This is a genomic window from Pseudomonas sp. NY15354 (genome assembly GCF_048068075.1).
GTDB lineage: Bacteria > Pseudomonadota > Gammaproteobacteria > Pseudomonadales > Pseudomonadaceae > Aquipseudomonas > Aquipseudomonas guariconensis_C.
Map to the genome: position 1 here is coordinate 24,053 of NZ_JBLUPV010000031.1, position 16,973 is coordinate 41,025.

Sequence of the window (16,973 nt, forward strand, 5' to 3'; positions counted from 1 at the left end):
GTGTCGATATCAGGCTTTGTTCAGCGCCTGGGCAGCTGCCAGGACGGCATCCACATGCCCGGGCACCTTCACGCCGCGCCACTCCTGACGCAGCACACCGTCCTTGTCGATCAGGAAGGTGCTGCGGTCCACGCCCATGTATTCCTTGCCGTACAGCTTCTTGAGCTTGATCACGTCGAACAGCTGGCAGAGCGCCTCGTCCTTGTCGCTGATCAGCTCGAATGGAAAGCCTTGCTTGGCCTTGAAGTTCTCGTGGGATTTGATCCCGTCGCGAGAGACGCCGAACACAACCGTGTTGGCGGCGCGGAAGGCCTCGTGCTGGTCGCGGAAACCCTGGCCTTCGGTGGTGCAGCCTGGGGTGCTGTCCTTGGGGTAGAAGTACAGCACCACTTGCTGGCCCTTGAGGCTGGCGAGGCTTACGGACTGGCCACTGGTGGCCTGGACCTGGAAGTCGGCGACGGATTGGTCGAGTGCTACGGCCATGGGGGGCTTCCTTACATGGGGTTCTGTGGGCGCCAGGGTTCGATCAGCGCATCCAGGTTCAGGGCATCGGCGAAGTCCAGGAACTGGTCACGCAACCAGCTGATCTGGGTGCCGGCCGGCAGGATCACGGTGAACTGGGCGTTGAGCATGCTGCTGCCGGTCTGCGGGGCCAGGTAGGTGTCGCAGGTCATGCTCTCGAGCTCGACGCGGTGGTCGAGGAAGAACTGGCACAGCTCGCTGACGATATCCGGGCGATAGGCGGCGCTGACATAGGCCACGTAGGGCAGGGCCTGGGGGCGCACTTCCTGATCGGCGCTACGCACCACATCGAGGGTCAGGCCGTGCTTCTTGCCCAGACCTGGCAGTACCGCCTCCAGGCGCGCCAGGGCATCCCAGCTGCCACCGACCTGCAGGACCAGGGCACTGGTCTCGCCATGGCGGGTCAGGCGCGAAGTGATCACCGCGCAGCGATTGTCGAAGGCGGCGCGGCTGAGAACGTTGGCCAGCTCCATGGGGTTGGGACCCAAGGCACTGATGACAAGGAATTGTTCGCGGACAGTGGGGGTGGACATGCAGCATTCCTAAAGCGATGAGCGGTCGGCACAGGACAGGCATAAGCCTCCTGTCGGCAGGGCCCCGGGCTCGCATTCGAGGTCGTGGACGCTGGCGCGGAGCATTGTCGACGGCCCGGCGGGCCACGCTGCGCCGATCAAAGGGAGAAGGGTAGCGAAAAGCAGCGCGAAGGGGAATGCTCCGCCCGCCTGCTTCGCTTGTGCAAGGCCGATGGCGCCAGTACCATTACCGCTCTCTTTTTCCGGCAGGAGCAGTTACATGATTGCGGGCAGTATGGTGGCATTGGTCACTCCCATGGATGCACAAGGGCGTCTTGACTGGGACAGCCTCGACAAACTTGTAGACTTCCACCTGGAAAAAGGCACTCACGCGATCGTCGCTGTTGGCACCACCGGTGAGTCCGCCACACTGGATGTCGAAGAGCACATCCTGGTCATCAAACACGTGGTCGAGCGCGTCAAGCGCAGCAGTCACCGCATCCCGGTCATTGCCGGTACCGGTGCCAACTCCACTGCCGAAGCCGTCCACCTGACCCAGAACGCGAAAAACGCAGGCGCCGACGCCTGCCTGCTCGTCGTGCCGTACTACAACAAGCCGACCCAGGAAGGCCTGTACCAGCACTTCAAGCACATCGCCGAAGCCGTCGACATCCCGCAGATCCTCTACAACGTACCCGGCCGCACCTCCTGCGACATGCAGGCCGAGACCGTCATCCGCCTGTCGAAGGTCAAGAACATCATCGGCATCAAGGAAGCCACCGGCGACCTGGTGCGCGCCAAGGCCATCCTCGACGGCGTCGACAAGGACTTCATCGTCCTGTCCGGCGACGACCCGACCGCCGTCGAGCTGATCCTGATGGGCGGCAAGGGCAACATCTCCGTCACTGCCAACGTCGCCCCGCGCGAAATGGCCGATCTGTGCGAGGCCGCCCTTGAGGGCAATGCCGAGAAGGCCCGCGCAATCAATGAAAAACTCATGCCGCTGCACAAGGACCTGTTCTGCGAAGCCAACCCGATTCCTGTGAAGTGGGCACTGGTGGAAATGGGCCTGATGCAAAAAGGCATCCGCCTGCCGCTCACCTGGCTGAGCGAAGGCTGTCACGAAAAAGTCCGTGCGGCCCTGCGCCAGTCCGGCGTACTGGTTTAATCGAGGAAGTACTCCGCATGAAGCGACTGGCTGGTCTTTCCACCCTTGCCCTGATCATTTCCAGCACCAGCGGTTGCGGCTGGCTGTGGGGCGAGGATGGCTATTTCCGCGACCGCGGCAGCGATTACCTGCAGGCGCACCCGACCGCGCCGATGCAGTTGCCGCCGGACGCCAGCAACCCCAAGCGCCTGGATCCGCTGCTGCCGATCCCGCGTAACGTTGCCGACGATCGTGCCACTGGCGAGTTCGAGGTGCCCCGTCCACAGCCGCTGACCGCCACGGCTGAGGCCAGCGATTTCACCCTCCAGCGCAGCGGCAGCAGCCGCTGGGTGCTGGCCCAGCGTTCGCCGGCGGAAGTCTGGCCGGTGGCGCGCCAGTTCTTCGAGGACAACGGCTTCCGCATCGCCGAGGAGCGTCCGCAGACCGGTGAGTTCAACACCACCTGGCAGCGTTTCGACGAACTCTCCGCGTCCCTGGGCCAGCGTCTTGCCAGCGCCTCCAGCAGCCCGGACAGCGAAGTGCGCGTCCGTGTACGCATGGAGCCAGGCGTGCAGCGCAACACCTCCGAGGTGTACATCGTCAGCGTCGAGCGTCCGGCCGGAAGCACCACCGAGCCTGATTTCCCGTCCAGCTCCACTAACACCGGTGCCGATGCACTGTTGGTCGATGAAATGCTGGCCAGCATGAACCGCAGCGCCGAGAAGGGCGGTTCGGTCTCGCTGCTCGCCGCCCGTGATTTCGACGCGCCAAGCCGCGTCAGCCTGGCCGAAGACGGCAGCGGCAACCCGGTGCTTTACCTGGGCGCCGACCTGGATCGCGCCTGGTCCAGTGTGGGCCGCGCCCTGGAGCAGGGCGAATGGCGTGTCGAGGACATCAACCGCAGCCTGGGCCTGTACTACATCAACCTGTCCGAGAAGCCCGACGACAAGCAGGACCAGCCTGGCTTCTTCGGTCGCCTGTTCGGCAGCGAGCCGAGCAAGGAAGAGCGTGAAGCGCGCGCCGAGCGTTATCAGGTCCGCCTGAGCAAGGTTGGCGAAAGCGTGCAGGTCACCGTCGAGAAGAACATCAACACCGTGGCACCGGCCGATGTGGCCCGCCGCGTGCTGAGCATGATTCAGGACCACCTGGGCTAAGTGCGTTTCGCGGTACTTGGAAGCGGAAGCCAGGGAAACGGCACGCTGATCGCCAGTGGTGACACGTTCATCCTGGTCGACTGCGGCTTTTCCCTGCGAGAAACCGAGCGGCGCCTGGCGCTGCTCGGGGTGTCCGCGGCACAACTGAGCGCCGTGCTGGTGACCCATGAACATGCCGACCATGTGCATGGGGTGGGGCTGCTGGCACGGCGCTACAATGTACCGGTCTATCTCAGCCAGGGGACTTTGCGTGGCATGCGCAAACCGGTGGAGGCCAGCGGTCTGCTCCGGTGTGGTGACAGCCTGCGTATCGGCGCTTTGGAAGTGACCGCGGCGCGGGTCGAACATGATGCGCTCGAGCCGCTGCAGTATGTGGTCAGCGATGGGCGCCGACGTTTCGGCATGCTCACGGACCTCGGCTCCTACGACATGCACCTGCTGGAACGCTACCAAGGCCTGGACGCCCTGCTGATCGAAGCCAACCACTGTCGCGACATGTTGGCGCGCGGGCATTACCCGCACTTCCTGAAACTCAGGGTTGGCGGCAGCCAGGGACATTTGAACAACCACCAGGCCGCGAGCCTGGTGGCCGAGCTGGGCTGGAAACACCTGCAACATTTGGTGCTGGCCCACCTCAGCAGCAAGAACAACCGGCCACAACTGGCCCGCCAGTGCTTCGTCGACACCTTGGGGTGCGACCCGGACTGGCTCCAGGTGGCGAATCAGGATCATGGGCTCGACTGGCGCGAAATCGCCTAGCCCACCCACTCTAGCAAGCGGAGCCCATCATGGAAAAACGCGAAGAACTCTACCGCGGCAAGGCCAAATCGGTTTACAAGACCGACGACGCCGACCGCTTGATCCTGCTGTTCCGTAACGACACTTCGGCGTTCGACGGCAAGCGTATCGAACAGCTCGATCGCAAAGGCATGGTGAACAACAAGTTCAACGCCTTCATCATGCAAAAGCTGGAAGAAGCCGGCATTCCAACCCAGTTCGACAAGCTGCTCGGCGACAACGAGTGCCTGGTCAAGAAGCTGGACATGATCCCGGTCGAATGCGTGGTGCGTAACTATGCTGCCGGCAGCCTCGTCAAGCGCCTGGGCGTCGAAGAAGGCATCAAGCTGGAGCCGTCGACCTTCGAACTGTTCCTGAAGAACGACGAGAAGGGCGACCCCTTCATCAACGAATCCCACGTCGTTGCCTTCGGCTGGGGCACCGCCGAGCAACTGGCGACCATGAAGCAACTGTCGCTGAAGGTCAACGAAGTGCTGAGCAAGCTGTTCGATGACGCCGGCCTGCTGCTGGTGGACTTCAAGCTGGAGTTCGGTGTCTTCCACGGCCAGATCGTCCTGGGTGACGAGTTCAGCCCGGACGGCTGCCGTCTGTGGGACAAGGAAACCCGCAAGAAGATGGACAAGGACCGCTTCCGCCAGGGCCTCGGTGATGTCATCGAAGCCTACGAGGAAGTGGCCAAGCGTCTGGGCGTGCCGCTCTAAGCGACACGTTCACGCAAGCGCCTGATACCACGCGGATTTTTTTCAAAGAAGGGTTTGCCTTTCGCGAAATCGCTGGTATAATGCGCGCCACTGGAGAGATGCCGGAGTGGTCGAACGGGACGGATTCGAAATCCGTTGTACCTTCGCGGGTACCTAGGGTTCAAATCCCTATCTCTCCGCCATACGCGTAGTAGGCGAAGCCCCTGAAAACGTTGAGTTTTCAGGGGCTTCGTCGTTTTAGCGGTGTGCTTTAGGGCAGAATTAGGGCATATCAGCACTACGCTGGGGCGCATTTGGCCGCACTAGGCTAACCGCTATGTCTGTGCAATAGAGAGTACCCCATAGTCTCCACTATCAGCCTTTCGTCGTGTGCGGTGTAATTTAGAAAATCATTTTAAGGCGCTGCCAGGGGCTCTCGCAGTGAAAGCGCGATGGGGCTGCTCCCGGGGCTTCTTCGGTGAAATCGTTTTACTGGTGATGGCATAGGGCCTTTTCGGCCTGTTTTTCGAGTGGCTCCTAGGGCGAGGGTTGCTCGCATGTTCGTAGAGATGAAAGGTGAAAAATCCTATAGCGGTGCATGAATGGATAAGCTACATTCTGCCGTACGAAGTGTTTCACAACGTGGAACGTTTCGATGGATGCGGCGGTCGTACCGTATGAACGCCGGTTCTTTTCGACGGATTTGAAGGGTAAGCTTGCAGGGCGGATTCCGTTTTGCTAGCATACGCACCCAAATTTTAGGGGTTCCCCCGCGTGGAGCCTCATTGGAGCAGAGCATGCAAACTAATCGTACTGATTTCGAGGCTGGTTTCGCGCTGTTGGGGGTGAATCCGAACCCAGGGCTGCACTACCCAGGTGCTATGGCCTATGCCCGACAGTTCAAAAAGTGCTCTATTCTGACGGATGTCAACGTTAGCTACTCGTCGAGTACTTCTGCGAACAACGTAATCAAGAAAACCGACAAGAAATAATTTTTGTTGCTTTTCAAGAGCCCGGATTTCCGGGCTTTTTTATGGATGAAGCTATGCCGAATTGGACACAGGTTTTAGAAGAGATCGTCGTTACTCAGCAAGCAGGCGGAAGCGGTATCGACATTGTTCGGAAGAAGTACCTTCGACTGCTTGGTCAAAAGACTGGTCGCAACGTGATTGCCTATTATTCGGGCTTTCTTCAGAAGCCAGGCTATGCTTTTGCCCATGTCAACGATGACGACAAAAATGGTCTGATGAACGCCATCCATGGTTTGGATCGTTCTCGTGGGCTTGATCTGATCCTTCACACGCCAGGCGGGGATCTGTCGGCTGCGGAGTCAATCGTACACTACCTGCGGCAGATGTTTGGGACTGACATTCGGGCGATCATTCCTCAGATTTCAATGTCTGCGGGCACGATGTTGGCTTGCGCTTGTAGCAGCATTGTTATGGGTAAGCAGTCGAACATCGGGCCGTTCGATCCCCAGTTCGGCGGTATCCCGGCGTATGGCGTTCTTGAAGAGTTCGAAAAAGCTATCGAAGCGGTGAAGAACGATCCACGCACTACGGCAATCTGGCAAACAGTCGTGAGTAAATACCACCCCTCCTTCCTAGGGGAGTGTGAGAAAGCCATCGAGTTGGCAGGCGCAATCGTCAAAGGTTGGCTGATTACCGGCATGTTCCGTGGTGATCCGGATGCGGTTGATAAGGCTGATCGAATCGTCGCTGCGTTGAATGATCACGCCGGTACTAAAACGCATTCTCGGCATTTCCACGTGGAAGATGCGGTAGGGTTCGGTCTAAAGATTGAGCAGTTAGAAGATGATGCTGAGCTCCAGGACCTGGTTCTGACTGTTCATCATGCCTATATGCATTCCTTCGCAAACTCAGCGGCTGGTAAAATCATCGAGAACCATGACGGCGCGTGTATCGCCCTTCTTGCTCAGTGATTTCAATCGGCCGTTGCAATCCTACTGCATCGGCCGGTGCGCTGTAGATTTAGAACCCCATCATCCTGTTCACTATGTCTGCCATACTTTTGGTGTCTTTCGAGATCCAGCGACCGTAGTGCTTGCGCACCATGGTCGTGTCGCTATGACCGAGTTGGCGCGCAACCCATTCAATCGGGACATAGCTCGACAGTGCTTGGCTCGCGAACGTGTGGCGCGCTTGGTTCGCTCCTCGATGGCGAATGCCTGCTTTCTCGAGGTGGGCGGTGAACCAGTTGCTTACAGTTTTTCCGTTCCACAGCAGGCCGCTGGTGGAACTGCGAAACAGGAAGCGAACACGCTCATGCTTTTTTGTGATGTTGTCCCGCTGCACTACGGTGATGTGGGCGGGTTCGTCGTCCTTGGCATCGGCCACGATCGCGGTCAGCAGCTCCAGAGCCGGCTCGATGAGTTCAACCGTACGAATGCGTGAACGCTCCTTCGGTACCTTGAATTCACCTGCAACCAGAGCGCGCCTAATTGATAGCGTGCCGGCCACCAGGTCGACGTCCTCTATAGCGGCCGCGATCAACTCAGACAGAGACAGCCCGGCCCAACAGTTGAAGACGATCATGCGACTGTCTGCCATTCGCTCGGGGTCTGCCGCAGCTATCCGCTCGATCTCGCTACGGGTGAATGGGTCGGCGAATTCGCTGTCGCTGTCAGACTGGATGTTCTCGATGCGCTCCAGGGGGTTGAGCTTGATGATTTCATCGCTGAACGCATCCCCCCACACACCCCGTATAATAGTGAAGACGTCGTTTACGGTTTTCGGTTTGAGGCCCTTGGTGAGTAGTTCGGCTTGGAATAATTCAAGCTCACTCTTTGGGATGCTTGCGATTGTTCGGCCGGTGAACTTTTTTCTAACGTGTTCGGACTTGCTTTTGTAGTTGATGAATGTGCTATGGGCTTTTTTGACCTTGGCAACTTCAAGCCACTGCGCTATCCCTTCGTCTACAGTTCTTTTGGCCGGCTCGTTCGGCAGTGCCTGTCTAGCCTTAAGCCATGCCGAGTCGGGGAAGTGGGCCGCATAGTCGAAGCGGTTTTCCTTGATCTCGGCAAGTATCGTTCTGCGTTTGTTGTCCGCGTAGGCGATGGAGGCCTTGTTGATCTTGGCGACGTTGCGCAGCGGCTCGCGGCGGCGCTCGCCTTCGTACATGAAGGCGATCCGCAGTAAGTTACCATTGATGTCGACGCCCCTTGGGAGGGCGTCGATGCCAGCAGGCAGTTTTTCTTTCATGGGTGGCCAGCCATCCACTTCTCGATCTCGAGGCGGTTGTAAACAATCACGTTTGCAGGGTCTGTGCGCCACTGCTTTTCCTCAAGCCAAATTCCGCGATCACGATACTTGCGTACGGCTTCGGTGCTGAGTCCAAAGATCGGGAATAGCAACTCTTTTCGAATCCATACAGCCGGCGTAATAAGTAGTTGCAATGCTTCGGAAGTTTGATTGGTTGCTTCATGCATGGGCTTAACTTGTTGCTTTGCCATAATGCTCTCTCCGGCTCAACGAAGTGGGCGCAGGCGCAGTACCTGCTGGAGTTTTTTAGCGGCCACGTTGGCCATGTAGGATTGCCACTCGACGTTCTTCCGTTGCTGCCGGATCTTGCTGCAGCTGGTGTGGTTGCGGGTCGAGCGCGCTTTTCCGCAGATGTCACACATCGTGGGTAGATCAAGGCTGTGGGTGGCCATGCGTGGCCTTGTTAGTTGCGCGGGGCGGTTATTGTTGAGGTCGGGCTTGCAGCCCTCCGCCTTGTCGAGGCTGTGCATGACCAGCTCATCGGAGGTATGGCCCCCAACAGGCCGGTTGCTGATCTCGGGCTTCCAGCCCTCGGCTTCGTCCAGGCGGTGGCGCTCGATCTCGGCGGTCAGTTCCAGCACGGTCGCAGGCGGTACCGCCATGCCGTAATCGTTGAGCGCAACAGGGTCGTATTGGTTCTGCTGGGCGGCTTGGGCCAGGTCTTTAAGTTTGGGTAGGTTGGTATTCATGCCTTGCGCTCCCGAGTTGTTGCGAAGCCCGCCGCCTGGCGGATCTTGCTGCAGCGTTCATGGTTGCCACGGGGCCGTGGGATGTTGCAGACGTCGCAGTGAACCCCCATGGCTGGGCGCATAAAGGTCTGCACGCCTTTCGGATCGCGAGTGTTCGGGGTGTAGGTCGTTGTGGTGATCACAGCGAATACCTCTCGAAGGCGCGGCGAGCGTTTGGGCTCAGGGCCAGGTGCTCGTAGCCGGCCATTTTGTTAACGGTCGGTAACGTGCCTGGGGCGGGCCGGGGAGCGGCGGTGACCTGGTGCAACCTGATCAGCGCGGCGTTCAGCGCGCAGGCCAAAATCAGGCTGATCAGCTGCCAAGTGCGTTTGGTGTTAGCCATGGCACAGCCCTACCCAACCGCCTACGGCCCACCACAACTCCTGTGCAGTGAGGAAGCCGAGTCCTGCGCAAAAACCAAGGCCAACAACCATCATCGGAGTTGCATGGACCATGATGATCTTGGGTTTACTGGTCATGCGTTGGCCTCCGGAAACAGGTGGCTACGGGCGTGCTCAAACAGTTGGTCGATGGAAACGGGTGACATGCGCTGCTCACCGTTTTGCACGCCTTCAAGGCGAGTGCGGTACAGCCCGGCCTGGCCGAGCCAAGCGGTGGTGCTGGAGTCTGCGTCCGGCGCTGGGACTTCATGGGCTTCGGTGCCGCGTACCAGTTCGTGGTCGAACGGCACCTTGAAGCCCGCTGCGTTGCGGTGGCCGCCGCCGCCGTACTGCTTGGCAATCTCGCCTACGTCTATCCCCTCGTCGCTGCTGCGCAAGGAGAAGTAACGGTGGTTGGCGGTGTCCTGATAGCAGGCGGCGAATTTCTCGCCTTGTGCCATCAGGTGGCCAGCGTCACTGGCGTGGATGTAGGGCAGGTTCGCTGCTGGCACGTCGTGACCGGCGATGAGCATCCGGCGCTTGCTGCTGGCCACCAGCTCGGCTACGTCCTTATGGTGCTTCCGGTTGATGGCCGTTCCGGCCGCGATGGCGGCGCGCATGGGCTGCTGCATCAGCTCATCCCAGACTTCGAAGTCCTGTGGATGGCTGAACAGGTTGGCCAGGATCTCGCGGGTGCCGTCCAGCTTGAAGCGCCAGAGGTCGCGATCCTCAATGTGGTTGATCAACGCCGGGCGCTGGTATTCGGGGAAGAAGAAGTCCCAGGCAATGCCGGCGCCGCTGCGGTTCATGTCGAACACGGCGCTCAACTTGGGCGAGTCATACGTCCAAGCATGGAAGTGGGTCGGGGCACGCTCCAGCTCGGCCAGGGCCTCGGCTGCGGTTTTGTGGTGGTCGAGGATAAGTACGGCTTGGGCGTGCTGGGCCATCACCTGGAGCGTTTCCAGGGGGAAGGAGAAGTCGACGATGATCACGGCGCGGTCAGTTACGTCCGGTGGGGTCATGCCATGGTGAGCAGCGAGGAACTCGACATTCTTTGCGCCTAGGCAGCGACGCACAGTCCAGGCGGCACCGAAGCCGTCAGCACAGTTGCCGTGATAGATGCAGAGCGTCTTCATGCTGCCTCCTCCGTACGGGTGGCGGTGGCAGGGGTGCTGCGCAGTTGGAAGTGGACGCGCATGGCGAGGGCCTGGATGTCCTGCTGTTGCTGGGCTGCCCGTTTGCGCCCTGGCTCAGTGCCCGGAAGGGCTTTCCAAGTCTTCTCGGCCAGTTCCAAGGACTCGGCGGCGCTGATCAGCAAGTCATGGTCAGCCCTGGTCACCGGCAGGCCGGTGTAGGACATGATTCGCTCCTCGAGCTCGGTGATGGTGAGTTTGAGATTGGCGATGGTTTGGTCGGACTTGGCCTGGGCATCAGTCGCCTCGCGCAGTTGGGCGTCCCGTGCGTTGATGCGGTGCTCCAGTGCGAGGGTTTCACGCTGGAGATCAGCCTTGGTGGTGTGGTGTTTCCGCTGCTCGGCTTCCCGGTGGGTGGCGATATCTTCCAGCTCGCCTTTGAGCGTTCGGATCTGCTGGGCATGGGCGGCGTCGCGGGTGTTGAGGCCAATTTCCTTGCCCAGGTCGAAGGCCCGACGCTTGGCGACGGCGAACAGCCATGGCAGGACTGTCAGGGTGAGAAGCAGTGCAATGCCGGCTGCGAGGGTGTACTGATAAGGTTGCATTTGGTGTGCTCCAAAATCGTCCGCCACAAGGAATGTGAGAGCCAGTGGCGAACAGGTTGCCCCTGATGGCCGGGGTCGCCATGCTCAAGCGCTTTGCTTGGCTTGTTCTGCTTGGTGATCAAGGAACTGGGCTAGGTGGTGCAAGTAGATGACGTGCTGTGCCTTGGCTGAGTTGTGCAGCTTGCTGAGTTTTAGGCGGATCTCGCCTTTGTTGATCAGCTCTCTGAACCGGCGGTCTGACCTGATGTGTGGGAAATATCGCTCCCGTACAGCGGTCATCGTTGGGCAGGGAGTCGTCCACTCGATGCGCAACTGTTCCAATGTGCTCATGCGTACTCCCCAGCCCCCTCTCGAGCAGGCCGGAGCTTGGCGCGTATGACTTCGGCTAGATGTTCTTTGTCCCGCCCGGTGGCGGCGGCACAGACTTCGCCCGAGTCGTTTGTCACTACTGCGCCGAGCGGGAGCGACGGATTGATGGTGGGGATGATGTACACGCGTTGACCGCTAAGGATTACCCCCTCAACGACCTCCTGGGCCTCCGCTAAGGCGACTGCCTCCTCAGACAAGCTTCCCGATTCATCTCGGCCATTGGCTAGGTCTTGCAGAAAGTCCCGCAGTCGCTGGTACTTGGTTGCTGGCGCTCGGGGCAAGGTAAGGGTGCTAGCGCGTGGTCCAAGCGTCACCTTTATGTGGTGGGAGCTATCGTCGTTTTCGACGTTGATCTGGGCAACTACAGTTGCCTCGGGGCGCTGTAGCTTGCAGGTGATGTCGCCGCCTTGCTCAAGAGTGTGCTTAAGCAGCATTACGCGGTGGAGTGGGATGCTGTACTCACTCATGCGGCGTCTCCATTGAATGGAACGGCTTTTGCGTAGCCGTTGGCAGTGGCGACGATGTGCAGCCCAGTGCGACGTTGGAAGGCATTGATGTTGGCCCGGCTGCATGCAGTCGGATGCAAATAGACCTGGCAAGTAGGGGGGTGCTGTGCAGAAGTCATATCTCGGCCCTTCAGTGAGAGTAGTGAAGCCGAGGCAAAATTAGTATCACTGATTTAATAAGTCAACAGCACTACTGATATTTGTGAGGATGGGGTACAAAAAAGCCCGCATTAGCGGGCTTTGATTGGTTATAAGTCGACTATTTTTCGTCGGGCTCTCCCGCAAATTGTCCATTCTTCATTCATTCTTATGATGCGTTCTGGCCAATCTGGGTTGGTCGCGTAAAGGTAGTACTCGCCGCCCTCGAGCCGTATTTGCTTGAGGGTTGCTCCTTGGTCTCGGCTGCGTTTGGCGACCACAAAGTCACCTGTCTCCCACTGCATATCTGGGTCTATCACGACCTTGTCGCCGGGATAGAAGTGAGGCTCCATGCTGAGGCCCTCAACCCGCAAGACAAAGGAGCGAGGCCCGGCTGGGCCTCCTGCCTCCACCCACTCATCAGCCTCGTTAGGCGGGAAGAGTTCGATGGCTTCACAGAACGCTCCGGCTTTCACATAGCCGACAACCGGGAGAAGGCGTCCAGCGGGGCCGAGATTCGTAGTGTTTTGAGCGGCCCGTTGCACATCGTCCAGTTGGTGGGCTTTGACTAACCGGGGGCTTACTTCATCAGGGGAAAACCGCAAAGCGCGGCTTAGGCTCACCAGCGCGGTGATATTGAGCGGGATCTTCCCATTCATGTACTGGCTAACCACGCTCTGGCTCGACCAGCCGCACTCATGGGCAACCCGGTCTTGGTTGAGAGAGGGGTCCGCAGCCTTGCGGGCTTTGTAAATCGCCTTAAGGCGGGCGGCTTCTTCAGCCTGGTAAGGAGGTTTGGTTGTCATGCCAGCCAGCCTATTAGCATGACTTATTGCGTTCAAAGAGTGACGCTTATTTTTCTCTTGCTCAAAAAAAGAAGTAGAACTAATATCCACGCACTAACCCATTGAGGACATTGGGATGGACAGCGAGTTTGGTAAGCCTTTGCGAGAGTTCGCGAAGGACAAAAGTCAGCCGGAGCTGGCTGAAATGCTTGGGGTGACCCAGAGCGCGGTTTCCCAGATGCTCAATTCATCGCGCGATATCCGTGTGCGGTGTCAAGCGGGGGAGTGTTCGGCAGTCGAAATCCGTCCAATAGGGCGGAAACGTAAGCCAAAAAACTAAGGTGCTGGACTGGGGACTCTCACCTCCCCAGCCCAGCTACGACGACGCACAGCACAGTACGGTCGTGGCTCTAGGATAGGTCTTACCTGTTCCTATGGCTACACCGTAAACCGAGGATTTACGGTTATGAGTCGAATTGATCTTCTGCCGGGCGCAGGCCCGGTGCTTTCCCTGCGGCAGGCGCTCTATCGCGCTGGTCGTGACTATCCGGGCGGAATCACCGCGCTCGCCTATGACATGGGCATTGATATTGATGCCCTGCAGAAGAAGCTCAAGCACGACGAAGAGCGTCGCTGGTTATCCCCAGACGAGTTGGAGGAAGTCCTTCAGTGGACCAAGTCCGACCGCGTCCTTGACGCCATTGGCAGGGCTGCAGGGGTCGTCTGGTACCGCCCAGAACCTATGCCTGCGACGCATGGCGCACTCAAGGCAGTCGGAAAACTGCTGGATGAGGCTGGCGAGTTCGTTGGAAGCATGCATGACGGTGCTGCCGACAACGTATGGGAGCTCCATGAAGTACTGCATCTTGAGCAGCGTGGCGTGGATGTCATACGTCAAGTGCTCGCGATCATGGCGGGTGCCCGTCAGGCCATGGAGGAACGCACCAATGGCTGATGACATTGATCGCGCCAACGACCAGGCCGAGTATTTCCTGCAGGCTGCACTCAAGCGCCAAGCTGGTAAGGCGGTGGGCCCTAGTGCGCAGTTTTGCGAGGATTGTGACGAGCCGATCCCGCTTCTGCGACAGCACGCTGTCGCAGGTTGTGAGACCTGCGTCAGCTGCCAAGAGCTGCGGGAGCGGCGCCGATGAGTGAGCGTCAAACTCCCACCACGGCCGATTGGTCGCGTCGTTACGTTGAGACCTTCGGTCTTGCTCTGGTCCCTATTGAGCCAGGTGAGAAAGGGCCGAAGGGTCAAGCTTGGAACCAGCCGGGCGGATACTTCACAGATCCGGATGCTGCTGAAGGCTTCTGGCAGAAGCATCCCAAACACAATCTGGGTGTCGTGCTCGGGCCGAGCCGCGTTTGTTCGCTCGACGTAGACGACGTGCAGTGGACCCGTCATGTACTCAGGGAGTTGCTGGACCTGGATGTGGACGCGCTCGCAGATGCCTACCCGACTACGGTGGGTAATCCGGCGCGTTTTCGCATCATGTTCAGGCTGCCTGAAGGAATTGAGCTGAGTCGCCGGTCTCTTGCGTGGCCTAACCCGGCAGATGTCGACGGGTCTGTGTTGAAAGCGCTCATGGCCCAGGTCAAGGCGGCCAAAGATGCTGGGGATGCAGTTCGGGTGGATGCTTTACGCATGGCTGCAGAGCCATTCAAGCGAATCACTGTCTTTGAACTACGCGCCGGCCTGGTGCAGGACGTGCTCCCGCCTTCCATCCACCCTGGCACGGGTAAACCATACACTTGGCGTACCCCTCCAAGCGCTGATGGCTTGCCCGTGTTGCCGCCCGAATTGCTTTCCATCTGGCAGGGCTGGGACGAAGTAAAGCCGAGGGCTGAAGGGCTCTGCCCATGGTTGCCGAAGGCGGTCCCGCCGGTCGCTCGCCCTCAGCAACACAAGTCTCGGCTTGCCCAGGGGCGCAGTGGCTCGGATTTGCCTGCAGTAATTCCCCTCTTCAATGAGAGCCATGATCTCGCCGCTTTGATCGAGGCGCATGGCTACGAGCGCAAGGGAGATAAATGGCTTTGTCCCCAGAGTACCAGCGGCGATCCAGGCGTCACTATCAGCGAAGGCAAGCTGTATTCGCACCACAGCTCCGATCCTTTGGCGAATGGGCATCGAAACGATGCGTTCGACGTGTACTGCATCCTGGAACATGGCGGCGACCAAAAGGCGGCGACCAAAGCAGCAGCCCGTATGCTTGGTATTGATGCTGCGTCACGCCCGCCCAGTCCTCCGCCGTTGGGGGGGCCTCCTTCCGCGACTGGGTCGTCTGGTCAGATAGCGCCGATTGCCGACGACAGCATGGGTGACCAGCTTCCCCACGCCCCATCGGGCAACAGCGCCTCCGGCCCGGCCGGCTCCTCCGATGCAGGGGGCGCGGGGGGCGGTGGTGCGGATATGGCAGATGCGCTGCGGCGCTTTGCCTTGATCGAAGGATCCACCAATGTGTGGGATCTGGACCGGGCAAGGCCCATGAAGCGGACAGGGTTGGAGGCTCTTGTAGGGAAGCCGGTAGCGAAGGCGTGGATGGAGAGCACTGATAAAAAGTTGATTGCCCCTGAGAAGGCGCAGCAACTGGATCAGGTGCGGCGCATGGCTGCGAAGAAGGGTGGAGCGTTGAAGCTCGATCCCTTGGAGCGCTATGTCTACATCGACGGCACCAAGGATGTCTGGGACTGTGAGAAGAAGCGTCGCATCCCCGAAGGTGCTGTGAAGATGGCTATAGGGGAGGACTACAAGTGGTGGTTGAACAGCCAGGATCGCCGGGTGGTGGACGTCAACAACATTGTGTTCGACCCAGCGATGAAGAAAGACCCCAATGAGTACATCAACACTTTCGAGGGTTTGCCCCTTGAGCCGGTGCGTGATGATGCAGCCTGCGAAAACCTGCGGTGGTTGATTTCGTTCCTCTGTAACCACAACCAGGTCGAGATCGAGTGGTTGACTAAATGGCTCGCCTATCCGTTGCAGCACATGGGGGCCAAGATGGACACGGCAGTATTGGCCCACTCAGTCATGGAGGGCTCGGGCAAGAGTCTTCTCTTTGCCGATGTTCTTGGTGAGCTGTATGGCCAATACGCCGCAGTCGTAGGCCAGACGCAGCTGGAGGGCAGCTTTAACGCCTGGCAGAGCGGCAAGCTCTGGGCCGTGTTCGAGGAAGTTGTCAGTCGTGATCAGCGTTACAACCAGGTCGGCAAGATCAAGCACTTGATCACCGGCAAAACGGTGCGGATGGAGTCCAAGTTCATCAATGGTTGGGAGGAGTCCAACCACATGAATGCGGTCTTCCTCAGTAACGAGATCCTGCCTTGGCCGATTAGCGATAGCGACCGCCGCATGTTGGTGATGTGGCCAATGGAGACGCTGCCACGCGAAAGGCAAAAGGCCATTGGTAGGGAACTGGCCAATGGAGGTGTGGCAGCCCTTTACGGCTGGCTGCTCAGCATTGATCTGGGCGAATTCGACCAGCGCACGCGACCACCAGAGACAGAAGCCCGGCAGCGGCTGGTCGCGCTGAGCCGAACGGCTTGGCAGACATTCCTCAGTCTATGGCGCACAGGCGAGCTGGGGTACGGCCTATGGGGCTGCTGCCTCTCCACCGACGTGTATGCGCTTTTCCTTGAATGGTGCGCGCGCAACAAGGAGCACTCCATGAGTCAGACCAAGTTCTCGCTCATGATCAGTGCGACGGTGGAGAAGACTCGGGCCATTCCTTGGATGGATGGAACCAATCGACGGTTTGCCGCGTTCTTCGTCCCGAGTGATGGCGATCCTTCCCTTCCCCCTTCCTTGGTGTCGGCCGAGCTGGGCAAGACCGTTGTCGAGTGGCGGAAGCGGGCGAAGCTCGCGGGTTGGAACGTCGACGGTTGGGACCACGTGAAAGGGCTTGCCGCATGAGTACGCCTATTTGTGTGTCGGGTGTGTTGGGTTTGTGTTGCGTTGATTTTTGCGGGCCAACACACGTGCATGCCGCGATTGCTGTGCCTTGTGCGGGGTCCGTGGTGGGTGTGTTGGGTTTGCTTTCGCGCACGCGCAGGCGCGACGTTTTTAGCGGTGCCTTTGACGGCGCAAATAAATCCCATGCGAACACTCAAAAACTCAACAAACCCAACACACTCAACACAGCATCAAGTAATTCGCTGATTTCATTGGTATTTAAGTGTGTTGGGTTTGTGTTGGGTTGTGTGAATTTGTGTTGGGTGCACTTTTTGGAGGGATCGCG

General features: G+C 59.1%; 22 protein-coding genes and 1 tRNA gene. 11 read left to right on the plus strand and 12 right to left on the minus strand.

The window, feature by feature from the left end; genetic code table 11:
* Positions 1–9 precede the first annotated feature (9 nt).
* Positions 10–483, minus strand: coding sequence for a peroxiredoxin (locus tag ACNFCH_RS21790; RefSeq protein WP_196162695.1), 474 nt, complete (start codon positions 481–483; stop codon positions 10–12).
* Positions 484–494: 11 nt separating this feature from the next.
* Entirely contained in the window at positions 495–1,055 is a 561-nt protein-coding gene (locus tag ACNFCH_RS21795) for a glycine cleavage system protein R (protein ID WP_043213129.1), read from the minus strand.
* Positions 1,056–1,314: 259 nt separating this feature from the next.
* Between ACNFCH_RS21795 and dapA the strand changes: the two genes are divergently transcribed.
* The 7 genes from dapA (at position 1,315) to ACNFCH_RS21830 (ending at position 6,755) form a co-directional block, all read left to right on the plus strand.
* Positions 1,315–2,202: a 4-hydroxy-tetrahydrodipicolinate synthase gene (gene dapA / locus ACNFCH_RS21800; protein WP_337160297.1), complete on the plus strand. Its 888-nt coding sequence runs from the start codon at positions 1,315–1,317 to the stop codon at positions 2,200–2,202.
* A 17-nt stretch (positions 2,203–2,219) separates the two neighbouring features.
* Positions 2,220–3,335, plus strand: coding sequence for an outer membrane protein assembly factor BamC (gene bamC / locus ACNFCH_RS21805; protein WP_070094604.1), 1,116 nt, complete (start codon positions 2,220–2,222; stop codon positions 3,333–3,335).
* Positions 3,336–4,094 carry an MBL fold metallo-hydrolase gene (locus ACNFCH_RS21810; protein ID WP_196162694.1) on the plus strand — a complete coding sequence of 253 codons (759 nt, stop codon included), beginning with the start codon at positions 3,336–3,338 and terminating at the stop codon, positions 4,092–4,094.
* 29 nt (positions 4,095–4,123) lie between these two features.
* On the plus strand, positions 4,124–4,834 hold the full coding sequence (gene purC / locus ACNFCH_RS21815; RefSeq protein ID WP_043213139.1) for a phosphoribosylaminoimidazolesuccinocarboxamide synthase: 711 nt from the start codon (positions 4,124–4,126) through the stop codon (positions 4,832–4,834).
* A 92-nt stretch (positions 4,835–4,926) separates the two neighbouring features.
* Positions 4,927–5,016, plus strand: a tRNA-Ser gene (locus ACNFCH_RS21820).
* Positions 5,017–5,610: 594 nt separating this feature from the next.
* Positions 5,611–5,805, plus strand: a complete 195-nt coding sequence (locus ACNFCH_RS21825) for a hypothetical protein (RefSeq protein WP_102082136.1) — start codon at positions 5,611–5,613, stop codon at positions 5,803–5,805.
* A 53-nt stretch (positions 5,806–5,858) separates the two neighbouring features.
* Entirely contained in the window at positions 5,859–6,755 is an 897-nt protein-coding gene (locus tag ACNFCH_RS21830; protein ID WP_102082135.1) for an SDH family Clp fold serine proteinase, read from the plus strand.
* A 49-nt stretch (positions 6,756–6,804) separates the two neighbouring features.
* Here the strand turns inward: ACNFCH_RS21830 and ACNFCH_RS21835 are convergent, their stop codons facing one another.
* The 10 genes from ACNFCH_RS21835 to ACNFCH_RS21880 all read right to left on the minus strand — a co-directional run bounded on the left by ACNFCH_RS21835 (position 6,805) and on the right by ACNFCH_RS21880 (position 12,759).
* The gene (locus ACNFCH_RS21835) at positions 6,805–8,034 is read right to left on the minus strand and encodes an Arm DNA-binding domain-containing protein (RefSeq protein WP_102082134.1); all 1,230 of its coding nucleotides are present in this window, start codon (positions 8,032–8,034) and stop codon (positions 6,805–6,807) included.
* Positions 8,031–8,285, minus strand: a complete 255-nt coding sequence (locus ACNFCH_RS21840; protein ID WP_090346136.1) for a hypothetical protein — start codon at positions 8,283–8,285, stop codon at positions 8,031–8,033. The genes ACNFCH_RS21835 and ACNFCH_RS21840 overlap by 4 nt, the downstream gene beginning before the upstream one ends.
* Before the next feature lie 15 nt (positions 8,286–8,300).
* Positions 8,301–8,783, minus strand: coding sequence for a hypothetical protein (locus ACNFCH_RS21845; protein WP_416743734.1), 483 nt, complete (start codon positions 8,781–8,783; stop codon positions 8,301–8,303).
* A complete protein-coding gene (locus ACNFCH_RS21850; RefSeq protein WP_416743737.1) occupies positions 8,780–8,965 on the minus strand; it encodes a hypothetical protein in 186 nt (61 codons plus the stop codon). The genes ACNFCH_RS21845 and ACNFCH_RS21850 overlap by 4 nt, the downstream gene beginning before the upstream one ends.
* Positions 8,962–9,165 carry a hypothetical protein gene (locus ACNFCH_RS21855; RefSeq protein WP_416743739.1) on the minus strand — a complete coding sequence of 68 codons (204 nt, stop codon included), beginning with the start codon at positions 9,163–9,165 and terminating at the stop codon, positions 8,962–8,964. Before ACNFCH_RS21855 ends, ACNFCH_RS21850 begins: the two co-directional genes overlap by 4 nt.
* A gap of 132 nt (positions 9,166–9,297) precedes the next feature.
* Complete coding sequence (locus ACNFCH_RS21860) at positions 9,298–10,338, minus strand: DHHA1 domain-containing protein (protein WP_416743741.1); 1,041 nt, start codon at positions 10,336–10,338, stop codon at positions 9,298–9,300.
* Positions 10,335–10,940: a hypothetical protein gene (locus ACNFCH_RS21865; RefSeq protein ID WP_416743743.1), complete on the minus strand. Its 606-nt coding sequence runs from the start codon at positions 10,938–10,940 to the stop codon at positions 10,335–10,337. Before ACNFCH_RS21865 ends, ACNFCH_RS21860 begins: the two co-directional genes overlap by 4 nt.
* 84 nt (positions 10,941–11,024) lie before the next feature.
* Positions 11,025–11,270: a pyocin activator PrtN family protein gene (locus ACNFCH_RS21870; protein WP_196164228.1), complete on the minus strand. Its 246-nt coding sequence runs from the start codon at positions 11,268–11,270 to the stop codon at positions 11,025–11,027.
* Positions 11,267–11,776, minus strand: a complete 510-nt coding sequence (locus tag ACNFCH_RS21875) for a hypothetical protein (protein WP_416743745.1) — start codon at positions 11,774–11,776, stop codon at positions 11,267–11,269. The genes ACNFCH_RS21870 and ACNFCH_RS21875 overlap by 4 nt, the downstream gene beginning before the upstream one ends.
* Before the next feature lie 287 nt (positions 11,777–12,063).
* Positions 12,064–12,759, minus strand: a complete 696-nt coding sequence (locus ACNFCH_RS21880; RefSeq protein WP_416743747.1) for a LexA family protein — start codon at positions 12,757–12,759, stop codon at positions 12,064–12,066.
* Between the two features lie 115 nt (positions 12,760–12,874).
* Between ACNFCH_RS21880 and ACNFCH_RS21885 the strand changes: the two genes are divergently transcribed.
* The 4 genes from ACNFCH_RS21885 to ACNFCH_RS21900 all read left to right on the plus strand — a co-directional run bounded on the left by ACNFCH_RS21885 (position 12,875) and on the right by ACNFCH_RS21900 (position 16,648).
* A complete protein-coding gene (locus tag ACNFCH_RS21885; RefSeq protein ID WP_197853079.1) occupies positions 12,875–13,078 on the plus strand; it encodes a Cro/CI family transcriptional regulator in 204 nt (67 codons plus the stop codon).
* Between the two features lie 126 nt (positions 13,079–13,204).
* Positions 13,205–13,693, plus strand: coding sequence for a phage regulatory CII family protein (locus tag ACNFCH_RS21890; protein ID WP_416743750.1), 489 nt, complete (start codon positions 13,205–13,207; stop codon positions 13,691–13,693).
* A complete protein-coding gene (locus tag ACNFCH_RS21895; RefSeq protein WP_256815655.1) occupies positions 13,686–13,889 on the plus strand; it encodes a TraR/DksA C4-type zinc finger protein in 204 nt (67 codons plus the stop codon). The genes ACNFCH_RS21890 and ACNFCH_RS21895 overlap by 8 nt, the downstream gene beginning before the upstream one ends.
* Complete coding sequence (locus ACNFCH_RS21900; RefSeq protein ID WP_416743752.1) at positions 13,886–16,648, plus strand: bifunctional DNA primase/polymerase; 2,763 nt, start codon at positions 13,886–13,888, stop codon at positions 16,646–16,648. Before ACNFCH_RS21895 ends, ACNFCH_RS21900 begins: the two co-directional genes overlap by 4 nt.
* The last annotated feature ends 325 nt before the right edge of the window (positions 16,649–16,973 follow it).

What these genes read in the sequence shown, in the direction of transcription:
- ACNFCH_RS21790 (WP_196162695.1), bottom strand. Translation starts at nt 483, where the DNA reads ATGGCCGTAGCACTCGACCAATCCGTCGCCGACTTCCAGGTCCAGGCC.
- ACNFCH_RS21795 (WP_043213129.1), bottom strand. Translation starts at nt 1,055, where the DNA reads ATGTCCACCCCCACTGTCCGCGAACAATTCCTTGTCATCAGTGCCTTG.
- dapA (WP_337160297.1), top strand. Translation starts at nt 1,315, where the DNA reads ATGATTGCGGGCAGTATGGTGGCATTGGTCACTCCCATGGATGCACAA.
- bamC (WP_070094604.1), top strand. Translation starts at nt 2,220, where the DNA reads ATGAAGCGACTGGCTGGTCTTTCCACCCTTGCCCTGATCATTTCCAGC.
- purC (WP_043213139.1), top strand. Translation starts at nt 4,124, where the DNA reads ATGGAAAAACGCGAAGAACTCTACCGCGGCAAGGCCAAATCGGTTTAC.
- ACNFCH_RS21825 (WP_102082136.1), top strand. Translation starts at nt 5,611, where the DNA reads ATGCAAACTAATCGTACTGATTTCGAGGCTGGTTTCGCGCTGTTGGGG.
- ACNFCH_RS21830 (WP_102082135.1), top strand. Translation starts at nt 5,859, where the DNA reads ATGCCGAATTGGACACAGGTTTTAGAAGAGATCGTCGTTACTCAGCAA.
- ACNFCH_RS21835 (WP_102082134.1), bottom strand. Translation starts at nt 8,034, where the DNA reads ATGAAAGAAAAACTGCCTGCTGGCATCGACGCCCTCCCAAGGGGCGTC.
- ACNFCH_RS21840 (WP_090346136.1), bottom strand. Translation starts at nt 8,285, where the DNA reads ATGGCAAAGCAACAAGTTAAGCCCATGCATGAAGCAACCAATCAAACT.
- ACNFCH_RS21845 (WP_416743734.1), bottom strand. Translation starts at nt 8,783, where the DNA reads ATGAATACCAACCTACCCAAACTTAAAGACCTGGCCCAAGCCGCCCAG.
- ACNFCH_RS21855 (WP_416743739.1), bottom strand. Translation starts at nt 9,165, where the DNA reads ATGGCTAACACCAAACGCACTTGGCAGCTGATCAGCCTGATTTTGGCC.
- ACNFCH_RS21860 (WP_416743741.1), bottom strand. Translation starts at nt 10,338, where the DNA reads ATGAAGACGCTCTGCATCTATCACGGCAACTGTGCTGACGGCTTCGGT.
- ACNFCH_RS21865 (WP_416743743.1), bottom strand. Translation starts at nt 10,940, where the DNA reads ATGCAACCTTATCAGTACACCCTCGCAGCCGGCATTGCACTGCTTCTC.
- ACNFCH_RS21870 (WP_196164228.1), bottom strand. Translation starts at nt 11,270, where the DNA reads ATGAGCACATTGGAACAGTTGCGCATCGAGTGGACGACTCCCTGCCCA.
- ACNFCH_RS21875 (WP_416743745.1), bottom strand. Translation starts at nt 11,776, where the DNA reads ATGAGTGAGTACAGCATCCCACTCCACCGCGTAATGCTGCTTAAGCAC.
- ACNFCH_RS21880 (WP_416743747.1), bottom strand. Translation starts at nt 12,759, where the DNA reads ATGACAACCAAACCTCCTTACCAGGCTGAAGAAGCCGCCCGCCTTAAG.
- ACNFCH_RS21885 (WP_197853079.1), top strand. Translation starts at nt 12,875, where the DNA reads ATGGACAGCGAGTTTGGTAAGCCTTTGCGAGAGTTCGCGAAGGACAAA.
- ACNFCH_RS21890 (WP_416743750.1), top strand. Translation starts at nt 13,205, where the DNA reads ATGAGTCGAATTGATCTTCTGCCGGGCGCAGGCCCGGTGCTTTCCCTG.
- ACNFCH_RS21895 (WP_256815655.1), top strand. Translation starts at nt 13,686, where the DNA reads ATGGCTGATGACATTGATCGCGCCAACGACCAGGCCGAGTATTTCCTG.
- ACNFCH_RS21900 (WP_416743752.1), top strand. Translation starts at nt 13,886, where the DNA reads ATGAGTGAGCGTCAAACTCCCACCACGGCCGATTGGTCGCGTCGTTAC.